This window comes from Alcanivorax sp. 24 (genome assembly GCF_004360225.1).
Classification (GTDB): Bacteria; Pseudomonadota; Gammaproteobacteria; order Pseudomonadales; family Alcanivoracaceae; genus Alloalcanivorax; species Alloalcanivorax xiamenensis.
Genome location: NZ_SNUA01000006.1, coordinates 127,863 through 146,585 on the forward strand (window position 1 = coordinate 127,863; position 18,723 = coordinate 146,585).

Genomic DNA, 18,723 nt, shown 5'->3' on the forward strand with positions numbered 1-18,723 from the left:
GCCAGGTTGACTCATCCGGCCGCCTTGCTATGCTCTGCGGATTCGGCGGGAGGTTAAGACAGGACCCGCCCTCTGGAAAAGGACTTTCCATGATTGAGACCCAATCCCTCGCCCGTGATCTATTGGCCTCTCTGGCCAGCCCTCTGCAGGATCAGCGCCTGATCGAACTGGATGCTCCGGTGAATGGTCTGGTGGTCGAGCGTTTCCGTGGCCGCGAGGAAATTTGCGGCGACTATCGTTTCCAGTTGCAATGCTTCATCTCCGGTTCTGATCGCCGTGACGACGGTTTTCTCGACGCCCTGATCGGTCAGCCCCTGACCTTGTCCCTGCGCCGCACCGACGGCGGCTGGCGGCGCTGGCACGGCGTCTGCGTGGACGGCCATCACTTTGTCGACATGGACGGCCTGCCTCGCTGTGAACTTATCGTGGCGCCCTGGACCTGGTGGCTGGAGCAGCGACTCAACAGCCTGGTGTTCCCCCAATGCACCGTTCGGGACGTGCTGGAGCAGGTGTTCGCGGAGTACGCCGATGGCGCGGTGCGATTCGACCTGATGGACCCGCTACCACAACGGCCGATGATTACCCAGTACCGGGAAAGCGACTGGCATTTCGTGCGGCGGCTGATGGCCGAATGTGGTCTGGCCTGGCGTTTCGAGCATCGCCAGGACGAAGGGGAGGGGGATCAAGGGGCGCTGGTGACTCTGGTGATCTTTGATCGCCATGCCAGACACCCCGAGGCCGCGCCGCTGCATTTCCATAATGACCTTTCCGAGGAAGGCCGGGCGGCGATCACCCGCTTCACCGACGGCACCCGCCTGACCCCCAATGCGGTGCAGGTGGCCAGCTGGCACAGCGGCAAGGTGCGCACCGTCACCGGCCGTGCCGAGGAAGCCGATCCCGATGGTTTGCCGGTCCGGGAAGTTTACTGGCACCGCCAGGACGCCCGTTTCGACGGCGCGGATCAGGCGGAGCAAAGCGCCCGCCATCATCTCGACGCGCTGCGGGTGTTGCGGCACGTGCACCGGGGGGAGGGGCGTTCCCGCACTCTGGCCGCTGGTGAGGCGTTTACCCTCAGCGGCCACCCCCGTTGTGATCAGGGGCCCTACCTGACCCTGGCGGTGGAGCACGCCGCCGTGAACAACCTGGCCCACGCCGGCGAACTGCTCGGCGACGATACCCTCAAGGCCGGCCAGTACCGCAACACCTTCCTGGCGGTGCCGGCGACCACCCCGATCGCGCCGCTATACCGCCCCAAACCCACCGTGGGCGGGCCGCTGGTGGCGCGGGTGGTGGGCATGCCCGGCGATGCCGTCACCAGCAATCGCGACCACCAGGTGCGCATTCAATACGCCTGGCAGCGCGGCTCGGCGCCCAACCCCGGCGGCCTTGACGACACCGGTGGACAGCACCCAGGACACGCCCCGGGAGACCATTCTTCCGGCATCTGGGTGCCGGTGGCGGAAGCCCTGGCCGGACCGAACTGGGGCGGCAATTTCCTGCCCCGGATCGACAGCGAAGTGCTGGTGGAATTCCGCCAGGGGGACATCGACCAGCCGGTGATCATCGGCCAGCTCTACAACGGCGAAGTGAAACCGCCGTTCGGTGTCGCCCGGGAAGACGGCACCAACCACGCCGGCACCGTCAGCGGCCTGCAAACCCGCGACCACGACGGCCAGGGCGATCACAGCCCGACCCTGCAGCGCCTGCTGCTGGACGACACCCCGAAACAAGTCAGTGTGCGGTTGGAAACCAGCCTGGCCCGCAGCGGCCTGGGGCTGGGCTACCTGGTGGATTACAGCGTCACCCCGGGACCCACCGTGCGCGGCGCCCTGCGTGGTCAGGGTTGGGAACTGGCGACCCAGGCCTGGACCACCGTGCGCGCTGGTCGCGGATTGCTGATATCCGCCAGTGCCAAGGCCCAAGGCCAGGGCACCCAGATGGAAATGAACGAGGCCGTGTCCCAGCTCAAAGGCGCGGAACGCACCGCCCAGGCCCTGCACGACGCCGCCACCGCCGCCGGCGTCCCGGGCCTGGCTGGCAATGCCGCGCAAACCGCCTTCCGCGAAGCCCTGGACCCGCGAGTGAACGGCCGCTACACCGCCCCCGTGGCGGGCCAGTCGCCGTTCAAGCCGAGGCCCGGCAGCCGTGAAGACAGCGACCAGCCAGTGGAAACCTTCGCCGACCCGAAACTGGTATTGGAAAGCCCGGACCACATCGTCCTCAACAGCGACAAAAGCGCCGCCGCCATGGCCGGCGAGCACCTGCACATCACCACCCAGAGCGACGGCCACATCGCCGCCGGTGATAACCTGGCCATGGCCAGCGGCGGCAGCGCCGGCCTATACAGCCATAAAGGCCCGATCAAGATCATCAGCGAGAACGGCCCGGTCTCGCTGCAAGCCAACGGTGGCCCGCTGGAACTGCTTGCCGACCAGGCCATCACCGCCACCAGCAGCGAAGGCAAGGTCAGCGTCCTCGCCAAGGAAAAAATCACCCTGCAAAGCGGCCAGACCGAAATCGTCCTCGACGGCGCCAACATCACCTTCCGCTGCCCGGGGACCTTTACCGTGAAGGGTTCCATTAAGTCGTTGGAAGGTGGGCAGTCTAACAATACCGATCTTCCCGCTTTGCCCGCGGGGTTGTTCCCCTTCGTTCCTTTAGCAAAAAAAGTGGCCGGACTGGCGCCCTCTCTGACCGCCAAAGCGCCCCTCGCGCCGCAGCGTTTAGCGGATGTCGAGTGGGAAGATGAGGAAGAGGAAACCACCGAACAGGAAATGATGGAGACGCTGACGCTCACCATCCTGCCGGTGCGTCACGCCGTGGCCACGGGGGCGCTGGTCGAGCATGCGCCCCAACTGCCGAAACAACTCATCCCGCCCGCCTCATTGTCCCAATCCCGGGAGACCCTGAGATTATTGCGGACGGGCTATCTGTATGTGCTGTTGGACCGGGGCGGCCGGAAGGAATGGCAGCAGTATCAGGTGAAACCCAACGGCGACCTGACCCGGTTTGACGGTGAGGCGCCAAAAGCGCCGGCCCAGCCTGAACCGGTGACGCCCAACACCCTGGCGGTGGAGATCGAAAAAGCGGAAACCGTTGAACGCTCATGGTGGCTGTTCACCCCGGACCCGCTCACCGACGCCCGCAAAGCGGATTATGAAGAAAACGCCGACGACTATACCGCCAAAGGCTATTGGCAAACCTTCTCGCCGAAGGAATGGGCCGAAGGACAAACCTCTCAGCTTGATACCCTGCACGGCGAGCAGATCGGTAACGCGGTGACCGAAGCGTGCCTTGACGGCAATCCGGCCCTGCAACAGGCGCTGGCGCAAGACCCGTTCGCCCCCGCCTGGCTGGCGGATGATCAAGGCCTGATTCAGTACGCCAACGTCGGAGTGCTGAAGGGCACTCTGACCACCGTCACCCAAGCGGTCTCCACCCACGGCGCCGTTCTGGCCCTGAACGACGCCCTCGGCGCCGCCCAGACCCTGAACGCCTGGCGTAACGCGGCCCTGGACCCGCTGCATGATTGGCTCCAGGAAGAAGACGAACAAGGCGTCAGCAATGACTGGAAGGTCCAGATCCAGCAGCAGATCGAGCAATTGCATGAGGGGTATGCCGGGAAGAAGGCGGAAGGTTTGGTGGGGCAGAATGTCCGTGCCTGGGAGGCCGCCCACGGCAGTATGGACGTGCGCCTGCACCAATTGGACGCGAGAGAGCGACAACTGCGGCGTGTCCACGGTGACCGTGTTTATGAAGAGAGGTATGCGGACCAAATCGCTCAAAGCAGGCAGCTTATCCTGCAGCGCCGACAGGAAACCGAAGAACAGGCCCAGGACCGGGAATACACGCCCGAGCGCCAGGCGGCCTATAAAGCGGAGTTCGAGCAGGGCTATCTGTCCCGGCTGGATACCGACGCGATGGATCAGGTGCAAACCGCTTTTGCCCAGCACAGCCAGGACGCGGAAACGGAGATGGAAAACCGTGCTCCGGAACAGATTGCGGTACTGCAAAGCGATTACCTGCAAGGGGCTCTGCAGGCCTACGACAAGGCGGATGAGGAGAACGGCGCTCGCTTTGCCGCGACCTTGGGGTTGGCGGTGGATGGCCTGGTAGGCTGCGAAAGTGGCCGATCCGTGATCGATGGCTGGTGGAGCCAAGGCCCCGGCGGTGGCCCGGCCAACCTGTGCTGGCGTGCCATGGCCTACAACCAGCAGGCGCTGGAAGACAACTTGGTTGAAATGGCCACGGTGCTGGAAGGACAAACTGACACCGATGACGAGGGCCCGAACTGGGTGGCCATCGGTGCGCTTCAGGCGGTTCAGGCTGCTACTCAGCAGTTCGAAAAACTGGATACAGCTATCAGTTCGTTGGAACACAATGGTATTGCGGTGAGTGGCGTGCTCGCCTGGCAGGCGGGCCTGCTTCGTAATCTGTTTGGCAGCGGTCATCCCGGCAAAGGCGAAAGGGCGCTATACCGATTACTGGGAACGGCGAGCCGGGCGCAACTGGGGCGCTATGCCTTCGATGCGGAACTGCACAAACAGTTGTCCCGTGCGGCGGCCCACCCTGTCGCGCGTACCGCGCCCGGGTTGGTCGAAAAACTGGTGCGACAATCCGAACCCCCTGTGGGTGCGGCAAGAAGCGCCCAGGCCGGGCTGGACAGCTTCATCACTCAGCCGAAGGCCAGTGAAGTACGTTATGGGCGCGCCCTGTCGGTACTGATCGCCGCCGAGGCATTGATGCTGTTGTTCAAGGCACAAAGCCTGGGCTCTGGAGACCAGCGGGTTTACATGGAGGCCATGGCCGGGGTGATGGCGGGTGCGGCTTGTGGGGCGGAGCTGCTGGCCAGTTCCGCCGAAGCGGCGGCCCAGCGTGCCGGGCCCGGCGCCCAGGGTGCCCGCATCCTGCAAGGCAGCCGCAAGCTGTGGGCGGCATCGTTGGGTACCGTGGGTGGGGTGGTATTGGCAGGATATGACTTGGCAGATTTTTGGGATGCAAGAGAAAGTGGGCAAGGTACTTTAGCAACGGTCTACCTTGCCCGAGGCCTGGCCGGCCTTGGTCTGGGTGGCGCCAGTTCCTTGCTGGCTGTCGCCGCTGCTGGACCGTTCTTTGAGCATGTGGCGAAGACGTCCACCAACAAAGCGGGGATTATTGTTGCTAGAGCGAGTGCTCGCCTTGCAACGTGGCTTGGCAGGGAAGCGGCTCAAAAGTTTTTGACCCGTGCCTTGGTGGGAAGCAATGCCGTATTTTGGCTGGCCACCGGAGTATGGTATTTGGTGACGCCAGATGCCCTGGAGGCGTGGTGCGACAAGAGCGCTTTCCGCAAGAATGGCGGTGTTGGCTACGATGACCTGGGTGCGGAGTTATCCGAGTTGTGGCAGGCCATTGCCGAGGTAACCTGATGTATTTTTTTGAGTGGATGCTTTGGTGGGGTAACACCCTATCTGAAAAGGGGAAAGACAAGGTTTTCGGTAAGGAGTTCATGGATGAGAACCAGGCGTCATTGAAAGAAGCCTTGGAAGAAGAGCTGCCCCCTCTGGAGCAGTCTGCCAGCGATGTCCCCCACAGCCGGGGGCCAGTGTTCGCCTTCAATGATACATTCCTGGAAATGCGTTGCGGGTCCCTGGAACATTATCGGGGATTGATTACTCCGTTGGCCTTATTGCTCTTCTTATTTGGTTTCGGTGGAGCTTACGGTGCAGTTGATTTACTGCTTAAAGGTCCCAACCACAATGGGATTATAGATTATCTTGTCGGTGTGATTGGAGTAGGCGGCTTAACCGCCGGACTCTGGTACTGCTTCTTCAAATTCAAATTCTACATCCCCATTCGCTGGGAATTGTTCACCCATCGCCGTTTACTGATCCGCTTCAACCGCACGACCCGGCAAGTGTACTTGCATCGCCCTAAGTACGCGGGAGGGGTAGTAACCATGCCCTGGGACAAGACCATAGCTATCCATGAAGGGGCGGGTATGCGTCTGGTCTTGGCTTGGATGCCTCACCGAACCGGGCAGCCGTTTGTGACCTTTGCCGCCGTCGGCAAACGCGCTGGCACCGCCCAGGACCTGCTCAACGAATGGGAGTTCATTCGCCGCTACATGGAAGACGGCCTCGAGTCCGTACCCAAACCCCGGGTGCGGAGCAAGATCCCCTGGCCCTGGTATAGCCTGGAACCCCAATTCGAAGGGCTGTGGCCGATTCTGCGTCATGGTGATTGGAAACTGTGGTTGGGCAAATTGCTGATGAGTCCCGCGTTCCTGATTTTGGGGGCGGGACATTGGGTATCTCAGTTACTGTGCTGGGAGCCGCGTTGGCCGAAAATTATTCGTGAAGCGGGCCAGCCCGGTAAGCCAGTGCCCAAACTGACCACGGCGGAAGATTACGACCCAGAGATCTGCCGTCGTTTGTATTTGAATGCGGATTTGTGGGTGCCCAAGGGCCATGATCCAGATGCGCCTGCCAAGGAAGAAGAATCCGGCTCTCAGTGGCTGCCGTGAGGTGGGTTTGTTTTATTGAACGACGGGAGAAGTGCTCTGGCCTTCGCCCATTTCCTGGGTGGAGTGCCGGGCAGTTTTTTCTGATGGGCGCTCAACCCTCGTTTTACTGGTGAAAAGGTAATGAGCATCGGCCGGCGCCTATCGCCGTCCTGTGTTTCAATAGGGCGTATGATGTCCACCAAAGGAAGAGGGTCGTGCTCAGAGCTTCCCCGAAATGCGCCGCCTGCGATAAGAAAGTGACCACGGATAAAGCCGTCGCCAGCGAGAACGGCCGCCTCTTCTGTTGTCAGGCACATCACGACTGGTTCTTTGCGGGACCGGATAAGCCGCCTCTGGATCCACGGAAAGCCCCCGTTGTTTATCGGCGAACTCCGGCCCCGGTCACATGGGGGCTCCTGGCTGTTTTTCTGTTGTGTCTGGGGGTGTTTCTTTGGGATGGTGTCAAACTCTGGCTTGGCAAGCCGGTGGATGTCGTTCTCTTTGTCGTAATGGCCGTCTCGCTTTTGTCCACAGTTATTGTATACGGGTTCATTTATCGTTGGCTGCGTGCGTTTGAAGTGGTGATGGCGCATCGTGAGCCGGGTATGAGTGACAGGGATTTTGCCGGTCACCTAGAAATGTTGTATCGCAAGAAGCAATTGAACAAGCGGGAGTTACTTTGGGGCGCCCGGCAGATAGTGAGCCCGGAGCTGGCGGCGGTGGTGAGGAAAATTCGCTCCGGGGAGATACGCTGAGGGCGGAGCACGGTGGATATGAGAGGACGGGAATTGAGGAAAGGATGGCGCAGTGCGGGTGCGATTGAATCATGACCGTTCGTGGGCTCTTCAAATACTTTTTTGCGGCTTTTGGCTTCGCCGCGATTGTTATGGCGGTCGTGTTGTATCTGGATACGGCCTCTTTCATGAAGGAGGCGGTATCAGGGCAAGGAGTGCTAGAGAACGTTCGTGAGCGGCGTGTGGACGAAAAGACCGTATGCGAATGGGTAGTGCGATTCCATACGGAAGAAGGGCGCCTGATTGAGTTCTCCACCAAGTCGGGGACGCGTTGTTCTGGAGCGCGGATTGGCGATACTGTGCCGATCCTGTATTCGTCGGCCAGGCCTGAAGAGGCCCGTATTGATAATTTCTTTGCGCTCTGGGGCGGTTCGATAATCGGTGGACTGATCGGGCCGGTATTCCTTTTGATCGGCGGTATCTGGATTGCGGCCGGGCGGCGCAAGCGACGCCGGGTGTCTGTGCTGAAGCGTGAAGGGCGGCGGATCGAGACCGAGCTGGAGCGCGTGGAGCATGTGACTTCGGTGAAGGTGCAGTATCGCCATCCTTATCGGGTGGTGACGCGGGGACGCGATCCGTTGAGCGGGGAGAGCCGCCGTTTTCTCAGCGATTACTTATGGTACGACCCTGCCCCTTATTTGCAGGACGTGAACGTGCCGGTGTTTGTCGGGCGTGACGACCCTCGCCGCTATCACATGGATTTGTCGTTTCTGCCCGGGTCTCCGAAATAGCCGCGCCCGAGCCTGCCCTGAATGATCAAGGCGTGACCTGGAGGATGACCTTGCCCAGGTGATCATTGCCGGAGACAAGTTCTTGTGCCGCTCTAACTTCCGTCCAGGGCAGCACCCGGTCGATACGAGGCTTCAGCTTGCCTTCGGCCAGGGCGTTGTCCAGATCCTCACGCATTGCCTCGACGATGCGGACCTTCTCTTCCAGACTGCGGGTGCGGAACGTCACGCCAATGATTTCCACTCGTTTGAAGGCCAGGGCTTCCAGGTCCAGGGTGCCTTCGGCGCCGCCGAGACGTCCCACGCCGATGAGGCGCGCCTGAAGCGCCGCGGCTTTGATGTGGTCCGCCAGATAGGGGCCGCCCACATGGTCGACGATGATGTCCGCGCCTTGCCCGTCGCTGGCGTCGAGTATCCGCTCAGCGAATTTTTCGGACCCGGTGTTGATGACCGCGTCCGCGCCGAGTGTTTTGAGCAGAGCGTCTTCCCGGTGAGTGCGGACGCCGGCGATGATCCGCCCGGCGCCCAGATAGCGCGCAATCTGGATCGCCATCTGACCGACCCCCGAGTTGGCGGCATTGATGAACACGGCGTCGCCGCCGCGAAGTCGCCCGGCGGTACGAAGCGCGTTGTGTTCGGTCATCAGGGCGACGATGGCGCCGGCGCCTTCCTCGAAGGTCCATGGGGCCGGTAGAGGAACGGGGAATCGTGCATCGATGGCGATGTACTCCGCCAGCCCGCCGCCCACCATGGTCATCACCCGGTCGCCAACGCTGAATCCGCTATCCTCATCGGCTTCGACAACGGTGCCGGCGGCATCCAGACCCACCACGGCGGGGGCGCCGGCGGCTCCGGGAGCGGCATGGGTGCCAGCCAGAACCGCCAGATCGGCGCGGTTCACCGAAGCGGCCTGGACCCGGATCAGCACCTGTCCCCTGGCCCGGGAAGGGGGCTCGATGTCACCTTGACGGATGGCCGGTGTCGCGCCGGAACGATCGATGATCATGGCTTTCACGGCATCTCTCCTATGCACGAACGCCTGTGCATGAACGCTGTTGTTTATTCGACCCCCAATGATCCGACCTTCAGCCGAGCATGTTGGCGGGCAGCCAGGTGACAATGACCGGAAAGAAGAAAATCAGCAAGGTGGTGACCGCTTCCATGATCATGAACCAGCCGGCGCCGCGGAACACGTCCACCAGCGGGGTGTCGCGGTCGATGCCGGCGGTGACATAGACGTTCAGGCCCACCGGCGGGGTGATCAGGCCGATCTCGCACATTTTCACCGCCAGAATACCGAACCAGAGCGGATCGAAACCGAGTGACTGCACCGTGGGGAACAGAATCGGCAGTGTGATTACCAGCATCGAGAACGCGTCCAGGAACATGCCCAGCGGCAGATAGATCAACAGCAGTAAACCGATGATCAGCAGCGGCGGCAGATCCACGGTGGTGACGGCCTCGACGATGTATTGCGGCGCGCCCACCAGGGTGAGGAAGTAGCTGAAGATGCCGGCGCCTAGCATGGTCATGAGGATCATCACCGTGGTGCTGATCGAGGAGCGGAAGCTGTCCTTCAGGTTGCCGCCGAGGTTGGCGCGGGCCTGGCGTGAGCACAGCAGCATCACGAAGGCGGCGAAAGCACCGATCGCGCCGGCTTCGGTGGGGGTGACGAAGCCCAGATAAATGCCGCCGAGCACGACCACGAACAGCACGATCACCTGCCAGGCATCGCCCAGGGAGGCAAAGCGTTCCCCCCAGCCATAGTGGGGCTGGGTCTGGTGGCAATCGGGCATGATTTTTTTGCTGACCACCACGATACCGGCGATGAACACCAGAGTGGACAGTAACCCGGGCAACACCCCTGCCACTAGCATGGCGCCGGCGGAAACTTCGGTGAGCGCGGCGTAGAAGATCAACAACACGCTCGGTGGAATCAGCACGCCCAGCACACCGCCAGCCGCCACCGCGCCGGTGCTCAGCCGACGATCGTAACCGGCCTGTTTCATTTCCGGGATGGCGACGGCGCCGACGGTGGCGGCGGTGGCCACGCTGGAGCCGGAGGTGGCGGCGAACCCGGCGCTGGTGAGGACGCTGGCGATGGCCAGGCCGCCGGGCAATTGCCCGACCCATTTACGCGCCACACTGAATAGCCTTTGCCCGACACCGGCTTTTTGCGCGAAGTTCCCCATCAGAATAAACAGCGGGATTACGGTCAGCAGATAGACCGCGGTCTGGGTGTAGGAGAAAGCCTTGAGGCGGTTCAGCGCGAAGTCCAGATCTTCCACCATCACCACACCGGCCACGCCGGCCAGGGCCAGGGAGGCGAAGACGGGAACACCAGTGGCCAATAGTACGAAGACCAGGCCAATGGCCAGCAGGGTAGCGGTCATTTCATCCATAACGGGTCTCTTGTTGGCCTGTCAGTCGGTGGGCTGGTCTGATGCAGCAGGGTGGTCCCGGCCTAGCAGGGCGAGAACGGAATACAGCAGCATTTGCGCGGTGGCGAACCAGAGGCCCACGGCCAGGGCGATCTTCGCCCACCAGATCGGGAACTCGATATAGCCCCAGCGGAACTCCTTGATCTGGAACGAATGAAGGGCGTCCAGGGTCGAGGGCCAGGTAAGCAGGGCCAGTGCCAGTGCGGCGGCGGCCCAGGAAAAGGCATTCATGGCCCGGGCCACTGGCGGTGGCGCCAGTTTCACCAGGGCGTCCACGCGGATATGAGCGTGTTCCATCTGGGTCCAGCCCAGACCGAGGAATACGATCAGCACCAGGGCGATCTCCGAAAGCTCGAAGATGCCGGTGATCGGCCGGTCGATCAGGGAGCGCACGGTGGCATCCAGAGTGATGGCCACCATCAGAAAGGCGAGTGAAACCAGTGCCACACCGCCAAACACATTGGCCAGGGCCCGGAATGGCCGTTCAAGGAAGGTCATGATTACCTCATTATTGTTGTCATCCGATGCGCCGGTTGGGGCGGAGCTACAGCTCCGCCGCCAGTTCAATCGGCCGCTTCAGGGTGCCATTGGCGTCGTGTTTGGCGATCGCGGTATCCACCAGCGCCTGCATCTTGGCGCCGTCGATGTTGGCTGGTTTGGCTACCCGTTCGATCCAGCCCTCCACCTGGGCCGGTTGGATCAACCCCTTGGCTTCGGCTTTCTCGGCATCGCTGAGCGAGGAAAATTGGGCACCTTCCTTGAGCGCGGTTTTCATATACTCCCGGGAAGTGGCACCGTAGATTTCGGTGTACTTGCCAGCATAAATCTCTTCCACCAGCTCGTTGCAGATACCCTGCACCTTCTCCGGTAGCTCGTTCCAGGTGCTCATGCTCATGATGGTGGCGGCGGGCGCGTGGGGGCCGTCGCCAAGGTCGGTGAAATAAGGCGCGATCTCATGCAGCTTGTAAGCAATGGAGGTCATGAAATCGAAACCGTAGACGCCGTCCAGAACACCCCGTTCCAGCGCGGTGTAAACTTCCGGCGCCGCCATCGGCACGGCGGTGCCGCCCAGGCGTTCGATCACTTCCGTGGCCACACCGTAGCCGCGAATCCGTTTGCCCTTGATGTCCTCCAGGGAACGGATTGGTTCCCGGGTCACCAGGGGGGCGTAATACCAGTTGGTCCAGTACATCACCTTGGACCGGTGCCGTTGCTCCCATTCCTGACGCAGCGGCTCGAACTGCTGGTACAGGTCGCGGCACACCAGCTGTAGAGCATCGGCGCGCTGCATGCGGAAGTACCAGTCCAGTCCCCGGGTCACCGGCAGTTCCGCCTGGTAGTAGCCGGGGGAAATCAGCGACATTTCGGACGTGGCGTCGCGGACCGCCGCCAGATGCTCGCCAACCTTGTTCAGCGATTGGGCCCAGAAACGGCGAATTTTTACCGCGTCGCCGGCCCGTTTTTCCAGTTCGTCGAGGAACCAGCCGTCCAGGCGCGAGGGGCCGGCGGTTTCAGAAATGTAGGTGTCGAACTTGATGCGGGTGGCGGACGCGGACCACACCGGTACCGACAAACCGCTCAGCATGCCGGCGCCGGCCAGGGCGGCGCTGCCTTTGAGGAAATCCCTTCTTTTTATTGTCATCACGTGTCTCCTGTTGTTATCAGTGTTGTCTTATGGGCAGGTGTCATGGTTTTCGCGACGCGCAAAAGCGCGTCGATGTTCATTGCGCCGTCCAGCCGCCGTCCACCGGAATCGCCGTGCCCGTGAGGTTGTGAGCCACCGGGGCACTCAACCACAGTGCGAGTTCAGCGATTTCCTCGGGGGCGGACATGCGCCCGGAAGGCTGTTTCTCGGCCAGCATCTTCCTGATGCCGGCCGCCCTGTCGCCACCCTGTTCGGCGGCGCTGGCGTCGATCTGTGGGTCAAGGATGGCGGTTTCCGTCCACCCCGGGCAGAGGCAGTTGACAGTGATTCCGCCGGAGGCTTTGTCGCCTTTGTCGGCGTATTCCAGAGCGGCGACTTTACTCAGCCCGACCAGTCCGAACTTGGAGGCGACGTAGGGGGACTTGTGTACCGAAGCCACCAGCCCGTGGACCGAGGCGATGTTGATGACGCGTCCGTAGCCGCGGCTGGCCATGGTCGGCAACGCCAATCGCATGGTATGGAAGGCTCCCGAGAGATTGATGGCGAGAACCGTGTCCCAGATCGCCGCCGTCGCCTCCGCCAGCGGGACGGTATGCTGGACGCCGGCATTGTTGACCAGAATGTCAGCGCCGCCCCATTCGGAAACGGCATCCATCATTGCCTCGATCGCTTGGGGCTCGCGCATGTCCGCTGCAAAAAAACGGGCCTCCGGCGCCCCGGTGGCTTGAACCTCCGCGCAGGCCGTCGCCGCTTGAGCGGGATCAGCTAGTCCATGGACGGCGATGCGGGCGCCGGCCCGTCCAAGCGCCTTGGCAATGGCAAGGCCGATACCCTGGACGGAACCGGTGACCAGTGCGGTTTTGCCGTCAAGAAACCGTTCCATCGCTCAATACCTCTAATTGTTTTCTCAGCTCGGTCTTCAAAATTTTTCCGTAGCTGTTTTTCGGAAGATCGTCGCGGAAATAGTATTTCTTCGGCTTCTTGAACGAGGCCATGCGCTCGCTGAACCACAGGTTCAGCTCCTCTGCCTTGATGTTGTCGTCAGCGACCACGAAGGCCACCACGATTTCGCCCCATTCCGGGTCCCGTTCACCGATCACCGACACCTCGGTGATGGCCGGGTGCTGCGCCAGCACCTCTTCCACCTCGCGCGGATAGATGTTGGTGCCGCCGGAGATGATGACGTCCTTGCTGCGATCGGTGAGGGTCAGAAATCCCTGCTCATCGAGGAAGCCGATATCCCCGGTGCGCAGCCAGCCGTCCACCAGGGTGTCGCGGCTGGCATCGTCGTTACGCCAGTAACCCGCCATGACGGTCAGGCCGCGTACCACCACTTCACCGCTTTCTCCCGGGGGGAGGGGGCGCATTTGAGCATCGACCACCCGTACGTCGACGCAGGATTGCGCGCGCCCCACGGAGGCCAGGTGGCGTTCCCAGTCGGGGGCTTCATGGTCGGCGATGCGTCGCCGGTCCAGGGCGGTGATGGTCATCGGGCTTTCGCCCTGGCCGTAGATCTGGATGAAGCGCGGTCCAAGTACGGAAAGGGCCTCGCGAATGTCCGCGGTGTACATCGGCGCGCCGCCGTAGACCACGCTTTTCAAGCCTTCTCCGTGCTCGCCCTGGCGGCGCGCTTCCGCCACCATCCGTTTGACCATGGTCGGCGCCGCGAACAGCGACACCCGGTCGAGTCGCCGGGCCAGATCGAGCACCTCGGCGGCGTCGAATCCCCGCGACACTGGCAGAACGTGGCGGGCGCCGGCGCGAACAAAGATAAAGTTATACAGTCCGGCGCCGTGAGACATGGGCGCGGCGTAGAGCAGGGCGTCGTCCCCGGTTACCGGCTCCACATCCACTGGGTAGCACAACGCCATGGCGACCAGATTGCCGTGGGAGAGCATGACGCCTTTGGAGCGGCCGGTGGTGCCGGAGGTGTAGAACAGCCAGGCCAGGTCTTCGGCGCGGCGGGGATGCGGGGGCTGCGTGCGCGCGGTTGGTGTGCCGCTGGCAACCAGATCACCGGCGGCCAGCTCGACACCGCTCTCCAGCGACGGGTTCTGAAAAGTGCGGCCGTCATCGGTAATGACCAGCTTGCTTTCCGCGTTGCCGGCGATCCAGGCCGCTTCCGCGGCGTGCAGTTTGGCGTTCACCGGCACCACCACGGCGCCGGTCCACCAGATGCCGTGCATCAGCGGCAGGTAGTCCACGCCGTTTTTCATGAACAGCGCCACCCGGTCGCCGGGGACCACGCCGTGGCGCTCCCGCAGCAGGCCGCCGATGGTGGCGGCGTGGTCGGCGAAGGCGCGGTAGTCCGCCACCTGTTCGGCGCCGTGGAACAGCGCCGGACGTTGCGGATGGCAGCGGGCCTGATCGTGCAGCCAGTTTGCGATATTCATCGGTGATCAGGTCCTCTTCGCCTGCAGCACCGAGGCGTAGTTGGCCACGGCGGCACCGCCCATGTTGAAAATCAGCCCCATCTCGGCATTGGCGCGGGCCCGCCCGACGGCCTGGCCGGTGAGTTGCCGGAACGCCAGGGCGTGCATGGAGACGCCAGTGGCGCCCACCGGATGTCCTTTGGCCTTGAGCCCCCCGGACAGATTGACCGGCAGGCGGCCGTCGGCGAACACGGTGCCGTCTTCCAGCGCTCGGGCACCCTGCCCGGCGGGGGCCAGCCCCATGGCTTCGTAAATCAGCAGCTCGGCGATGGTGAAACAGTCATGGACCTCGGCGAAATGCAGATCCTCCAGGGTCACCCCGGCTTGTTGGTAGGCCTGGGACAAGGCCCGGCGCGGGCCCTCGAAGGCGAGAAAATCACGGCTGTTCATCGGCAGCAGATCGTTCACTTGCACTGCTGAACGGATCGCCACCTGGCGGGGGAAGTCCCGGGCCCGCTCCGGCGAGGCAAGCACGATGGCGGCGGCGCCGTCGGTGATCAGCGAGCAGTCGGTGAGCCGCAGCGGGTCGGCGATCAGCGGATTTTGCTCCGAGACAGTATTGCATTCGTCGAAGCTGAGCGGACGGTGCATCTGCGCCAGCGGGTTTTCCATGGCGTTGCCGTGGTTCTTTTCGGCGATGCGGGCCATCGCCGCCAGCGGATCGCCGTAACGCTCCTGATAGGCGCGGGCGGCGATGCCGAACACCTGCGGAAAGCTGAGCCCGGCCTCGCGCGGATCGTTCTGATAGCCGGCGCCGCCCAGGGCGCGGGTAACATCGGCGGTGCTGTTGGCGGTCATTTTCTCCGCGCCCACCACCAGCACCATCTCGGCGGCGCCGGAACGGATCGCGTTGATGCCGGCGAACACCGCCGCGGCACCAGAGGCACAGGCGTTTTCGCAGCGGTTGGCCGGGGTGAAGCGCAGACCGGGATCCGCCTGCAATACCAGCGAGGAGGGGAAGCCGTCCGGGACCATGCCGGAGTTGAAATGGCCGAGGAAAATCTGATCGATGTCGCTGGCGTCCACACCGGCGTCGTCGAGCGCCTCGCGGCTGGCTTCGACGATCAGGTCTTCCAGGGTGGTGTCGTTGAGTCGGCCGAAGCGGGTGTGGCCGCTGGCGACAATGGCGACGGAGTGGTCCTGCTGAGTCATGAGGCACCTGCGTTGTTGTTGTTCGCGGGGTTCGCGGTACAGGCACTTGCCAGACCGCCGGTTCTATTTACAATGTGGTCCATTCCCGTCCCGTACCGCTATTCGTGCAACTACGTACGTGACTAAGAGCCTGTTCACGGCCCCAATGCCTGTGGGGGCTGACTGCGAGAGGTGTCGCGATGCACGATTCCGTCACCACCGAGGATCTGGAACGTCTGGCCTTTCGTGTTTCGCCGGCGCCCCAGGTGATCACCCGGCAGCGGGCCATGCTGGATTTCAACGAAGCGTTCAACGCGCTGTTCGGCTACTCCAGGGAGCAATTGCTGGGCCAGCTGATTCTGCGTTTGTACCCCTCCATGGCGGATTTCCAGGCCATCGGCGACCGCTGTCTGAGCTGGTTGCAGCGCAACCGTTCCTATTCCGATGAACGTTTCATGCAGCACCGTTCCGGCGAAGTTTTCTGGGCCCGCGCCAACGGCTACACCTTGACCCCCGAGTCGCCTTTCGAACTGATGGTGTGGCACTTCGAACGCATCGATAATCCGATCCAGGCGACGGTGAAGCTCACGCCCAGGGAACGGCAGATTTCCGCTTATATCGTCAACGGCCTCACCTGCAAGGAGATCGGCCGCAAGCTGGGGATTTCCCATCGCACGGTGGAAGTCCACCGTGGCCGTCTGATGAAGAAACTGGAAGCGAAGAACACCGCCGAACTGGTGTCGAAAATCATCGTTTTGAGGTGACCGTGGGTGTCGATCCTGAAACGGCTGGTTCGACCAGGTCAGGAAAACCCCTAGAGACCTTAAACAGGCGCTTGATCAAGGAGACAGCGATGCATTACGTGGACGGTTTCATACTGCCTTTGCCGCAAGAAAATCTGGAGGCTTACCTGGAGATGTCCCGCAAAGCCGGGGAAGTGTGGAAGGAATACGGTGCCATCGATTACGTGGAATGCGTGGCCGATGACGTACCGGACGGTGAAGTCACCTCCTTTCCCATGAGCGTCAAACTGGAGCCCGGGGAGGTGGTGGTGTTCTCCTGGATCACCTACGCCTCGCGGGAGGAACGGGATCGTATCAACGAGCAGGTGATGAAGGATCCGCGCATCGCCGGTATCGATCCGACCACCATGCCCTTCGACGGCAAACGGATGATATGGGGTGGGTTCCGGCCGGTATTGAGTCTCTAAAAGCGGGACTCGCCGGCCGGTCGCTCCCGCTCCACCGGTTTCAGCGTGGCGGCACAGAACAGGGAGTTCAGCCGTTTCATGTCGCCCAGCAGATCCAGGTGCAGGGAGCTGGTTTCCAGGCTCTGCACCACCTGATGGCGCAGCCGTTCCAGGTGGGCGTGGGCCAGTTGCCGCTGGCGCGTCTGAAACCGGCGTTTTTCCTCCAGCAGGCGGCCAATGCTGTCATCGTCATCGTTGAGAAAGACCGACAGGCCAAGACGCAGATTGGTTGTCAGGCGCTGATGCAATTCCAGCAGCTCCCGCAACCCGGCGCTGGAAAATGAACGGCGGCGCGCGGTCTTGCGGTCACGCACCTTGACCATCATCCGTTCGATCAGATCGCCTCCCTGTTCCAGGCTGATGCTCATCTCCAGCACCAGCCCCCAACGGCGCAGTTCGGACCGGGTCAGTTGTTCCCTGGGCAGCTTCGCCAGATAGAGTTTGATCGCGGTGTGCAGCGTATCCAACTGGTCGTCCAGTTGAGCGGGCGGAGCCTCGATTTTGGTGGTCTCGTGGCGCAGGCTGTTACCCAGGGCTTCCAGCATGGTTTCCACCAGGTCCCCCATGGCCAGCACCTCGCGGCTGGCGTTGGCCAGTGCCAGAGCAGGCTGATCAAGGGCTTGAGGGTCCAGATGGCGAGGCCCCTGGCGCGGCTCGGGCGTGGCCGGGTCCGGCAGCAATAGCCGGCACAGCCGGGCCATTGGCTGGGTCAAGGAAAGCATGATCAGGCAGCGGCCGCCGTTGTAGGCCAGGTAGAAGCCGATCACCAGATCCTGGGGCGCGAAGGGGAGGGTGGTCAGCCAGCGCGCGGTGGGATCCACGAAGGGCAGCATCAGGATCAGCCCGGTCAGCTTGAACAGCAGGCTGCCCAGGGCCACGCGGCGGCCGGCGGTGTGATAAAAACCGCTGTTGAGGAAGGCCAGCACGCCGCTGCCCACGGTGGCGCCCATCACCAGACATAACGCCACCGGCAGGGACAAGGCACCGGCCGCGGTCAGGGTGGTGGTGAGCAGGACCGCCGCCAGACTGGAGTAGGTCAACATGGCGAACAATGCGCCGACCACCGCGTCCAGCAGCAGATCACCGGTGAGGGACTCGAACAGAACGCGCACGCCGCGGGCTTCGGTAACCGGCGCCATGGCCTCGATGATCAGCGTCAGGGCCAGCAGCATCAGGCCCAGTCCCAGCGCCACCCGTGCCAGTTGCCCGGCCTTGCTTTGCTTGCGGGACAGGAACAGCGGAACGCCGATGATCAGTAGCAGCGGGGAAAGCCAGGACAGATCCAGGGTAAGCACGCGGGCCATCAGGGCGGTGCCCAGATCGGCGCCAAGCAGGATCGCCAGACCGGTGGCGAGAGGCATCAGGCCGTCGGCGACGAAGCCGCTGACCAGCAGCGCGGTGGCGTTGCTGCTTTGCACCAGCGGAGTAACCCCGGTACCGGCGGCAAAGGCCAGCAGCCGGCGATCCAGATAGTGACTCAGCCAATGGCGCAGACGGGCTCCGTAAACCCGCAGAACGCCGGTGCGCACGATATGCGTGCCCCACACCAGCAACGCCACGGCGGACATCAGATGCAGCAGCACCTGCATGGCGACCCTCCCGATAATGAACGGTCAGGATGGTTGTTTTCGTTATAGCACGGTTGCCATCGCGGCGCTTGACCTGCTGGCATCCCATAATTCGTTCACCGCAACATGCTGGACGTGTTTGCGCAGCCTTGTAGATATGAATTCGCGTTGTATTCGCTGGCAAGCCAGCTTCCCATAAAGGGAACTAAGGAACTGCTGTGGGAAGCTGGCTTGCCAACGAATCGGCGTGTAGG

At 62.5% G+C, this 18,723-nt stretch carries 14 protein-coding genes; 6 read left to right on the forward strand and 8 right to left on the reverse strand.

The window, feature by feature from the left end:
• Positions 1 to 89: 89 nt before the first annotated feature.
• From E0L37_RS10260 to E0L37_RS10275, 4 genes are all read left to right on the forward strand, one after another.
• Positions 90 to 5,405: a T6SS effector BTH_I2691 family protein gene (locus E0L37_RS10260; protein WP_205655602.1), complete on the forward strand. Its 5,316-nt coding sequence runs from the start codon at positions 90 to 92 to the stop codon at positions 5,403 to 5,405.
• Positions 5,405 to 6,502, forward strand: a complete 1,098-nt coding sequence (locus tag E0L37_RS10265; RefSeq protein WP_133491653.1) for a DUF6708 domain-containing protein — start codon at positions 5,405 to 5,407, stop codon at positions 6,500 to 6,502. The genes E0L37_RS10260 and E0L37_RS10265 overlap by 1 nt, the downstream gene beginning before the upstream one ends.
• Before the next feature lie 236 nt (positions 6,503 to 6,738).
• Positions 6,739 to 7,236, forward strand: coding sequence for a hypothetical protein (locus E0L37_RS10270; protein ID WP_133491654.1), 498 nt, complete (start codon positions 6,739 to 6,741; stop codon positions 7,234 to 7,236).
• Between the two features lie 71 nt (positions 7,237 to 7,307).
• On the forward strand, positions 7,308 to 8,006 hold the full coding sequence (locus E0L37_RS10275; RefSeq protein WP_133491655.1) for a DUF3592 domain-containing protein: 699 nt from the start codon (positions 7,308 to 7,310) through the stop codon (positions 8,004 to 8,006).
• A 25-nt stretch (positions 8,007 to 8,031) separates the two neighbouring features.
• On the opposite strand, the gene E0L37_RS10280 is transcribed toward E0L37_RS10275, so the two are convergent.
• The 7 genes from E0L37_RS10280 to E0L37_RS10310 all read right to left on the reverse strand — a co-directional run bounded on the left by E0L37_RS10280 (position 8,032) and on the right by E0L37_RS10310 (position 15,673).
• Positions 8,032 to 9,009, reverse strand: a complete 978-nt coding sequence (locus E0L37_RS10280; RefSeq protein ID WP_236563972.1) for a zinc-binding dehydrogenase — start codon at positions 9,007 to 9,009, stop codon at positions 8,032 to 8,034.
• A gap of 79 nt (positions 9,010 to 9,088) precedes the next feature.
• Entirely contained in the window at positions 9,089 to 10,405 is a 1,317-nt protein-coding gene (locus tag E0L37_RS10285; protein ID WP_055099848.1) for a TRAP transporter large permease, read from the reverse strand.
• Positions 10,406 to 10,426: 21 nt separating this feature from the next.
• Positions 10,427 to 10,942, reverse strand: a complete 516-nt coding sequence (locus E0L37_RS10290; RefSeq protein WP_133491657.1) for a TRAP transporter small permease — start codon at positions 10,940 to 10,942, stop codon at positions 10,427 to 10,429.
• Positions 10,943 to 10,988: 46 nt separating this feature from the next.
• Complete coding sequence (dctP, locus tag E0L37_RS10295; RefSeq protein WP_236563969.1) at positions 10,989 to 12,086, reverse strand: TRAP transporter substrate-binding protein DctP; 1,098 nt, start codon at positions 12,084 to 12,086, stop codon at positions 10,989 to 10,991.
• Between the two features lie 79 nt (positions 12,087 to 12,165).
• Positions 12,166 to 12,972 carry a 3-hydroxybutyrate dehydrogenase gene (locus E0L37_RS10300; protein WP_133491658.1) on the reverse strand — a complete coding sequence of 269 codons (807 nt, stop codon included), beginning with the start codon at positions 12,970 to 12,972 and terminating at the stop codon, positions 12,166 to 12,168.
• Positions 12,956 to 14,482: a class I adenylate-forming enzyme family protein gene (locus E0L37_RS10305; RefSeq protein WP_133491659.1), complete on the reverse strand. Its 1,527-nt coding sequence runs from the start codon at positions 14,480 to 14,482 to the stop codon at positions 12,956 to 12,958. Before E0L37_RS10305 ends, E0L37_RS10300 begins: the two co-directional genes overlap by 17 nt.
• Positions 14,483 to 14,488: 6 nt before the next feature.
• Positions 14,489 to 15,673, reverse strand: a complete 1,185-nt coding sequence (locus E0L37_RS10310; protein WP_133491660.1) for an acetyl-CoA acetyltransferase — start codon at positions 15,671 to 15,673, stop codon at positions 14,489 to 14,491.
• A 179-nt stretch (positions 15,674 to 15,852) separates the two neighbouring features.
• Between E0L37_RS10310 and E0L37_RS10315 the strand changes: the two genes are divergently transcribed.
• Together E0L37_RS10315 and E0L37_RS10320 are read left to right on the forward strand one after the other, a co-directional pair.
• Complete coding sequence (locus tag E0L37_RS10315; protein ID WP_022993955.1) at positions 15,853 to 16,416, forward strand: LuxR C-terminal-related transcriptional regulator; 564 nt, start codon at positions 15,853 to 15,855, stop codon at positions 16,414 to 16,416.
• An 89-nt stretch (positions 16,417 to 16,505) separates the two neighbouring features.
• On the forward strand, positions 16,506 to 16,862 hold the full coding sequence (locus tag E0L37_RS10320; RefSeq protein WP_133491661.1) for a DUF1428 domain-containing protein: 357 nt from the start codon (positions 16,506 to 16,508) through the stop codon (positions 16,860 to 16,862).
• Here the strand turns inward: E0L37_RS10320 and E0L37_RS10325 are convergent.
• Positions 16,859 to 18,490 carry a Na/Pi cotransporter family protein gene (locus E0L37_RS10325; protein ID WP_133491662.1) on the reverse strand — a complete coding sequence of 544 codons (1,632 nt, stop codon included), beginning with the start codon at positions 18,488 to 18,490 and terminating at the stop codon, positions 16,859 to 16,861. The two genes, E0L37_RS10320 and E0L37_RS10325, sit on opposite strands and share 4 nt — an antisense overlap.
• Positions 18,491 to 18,723: the final 233 nt, after the last annotated feature.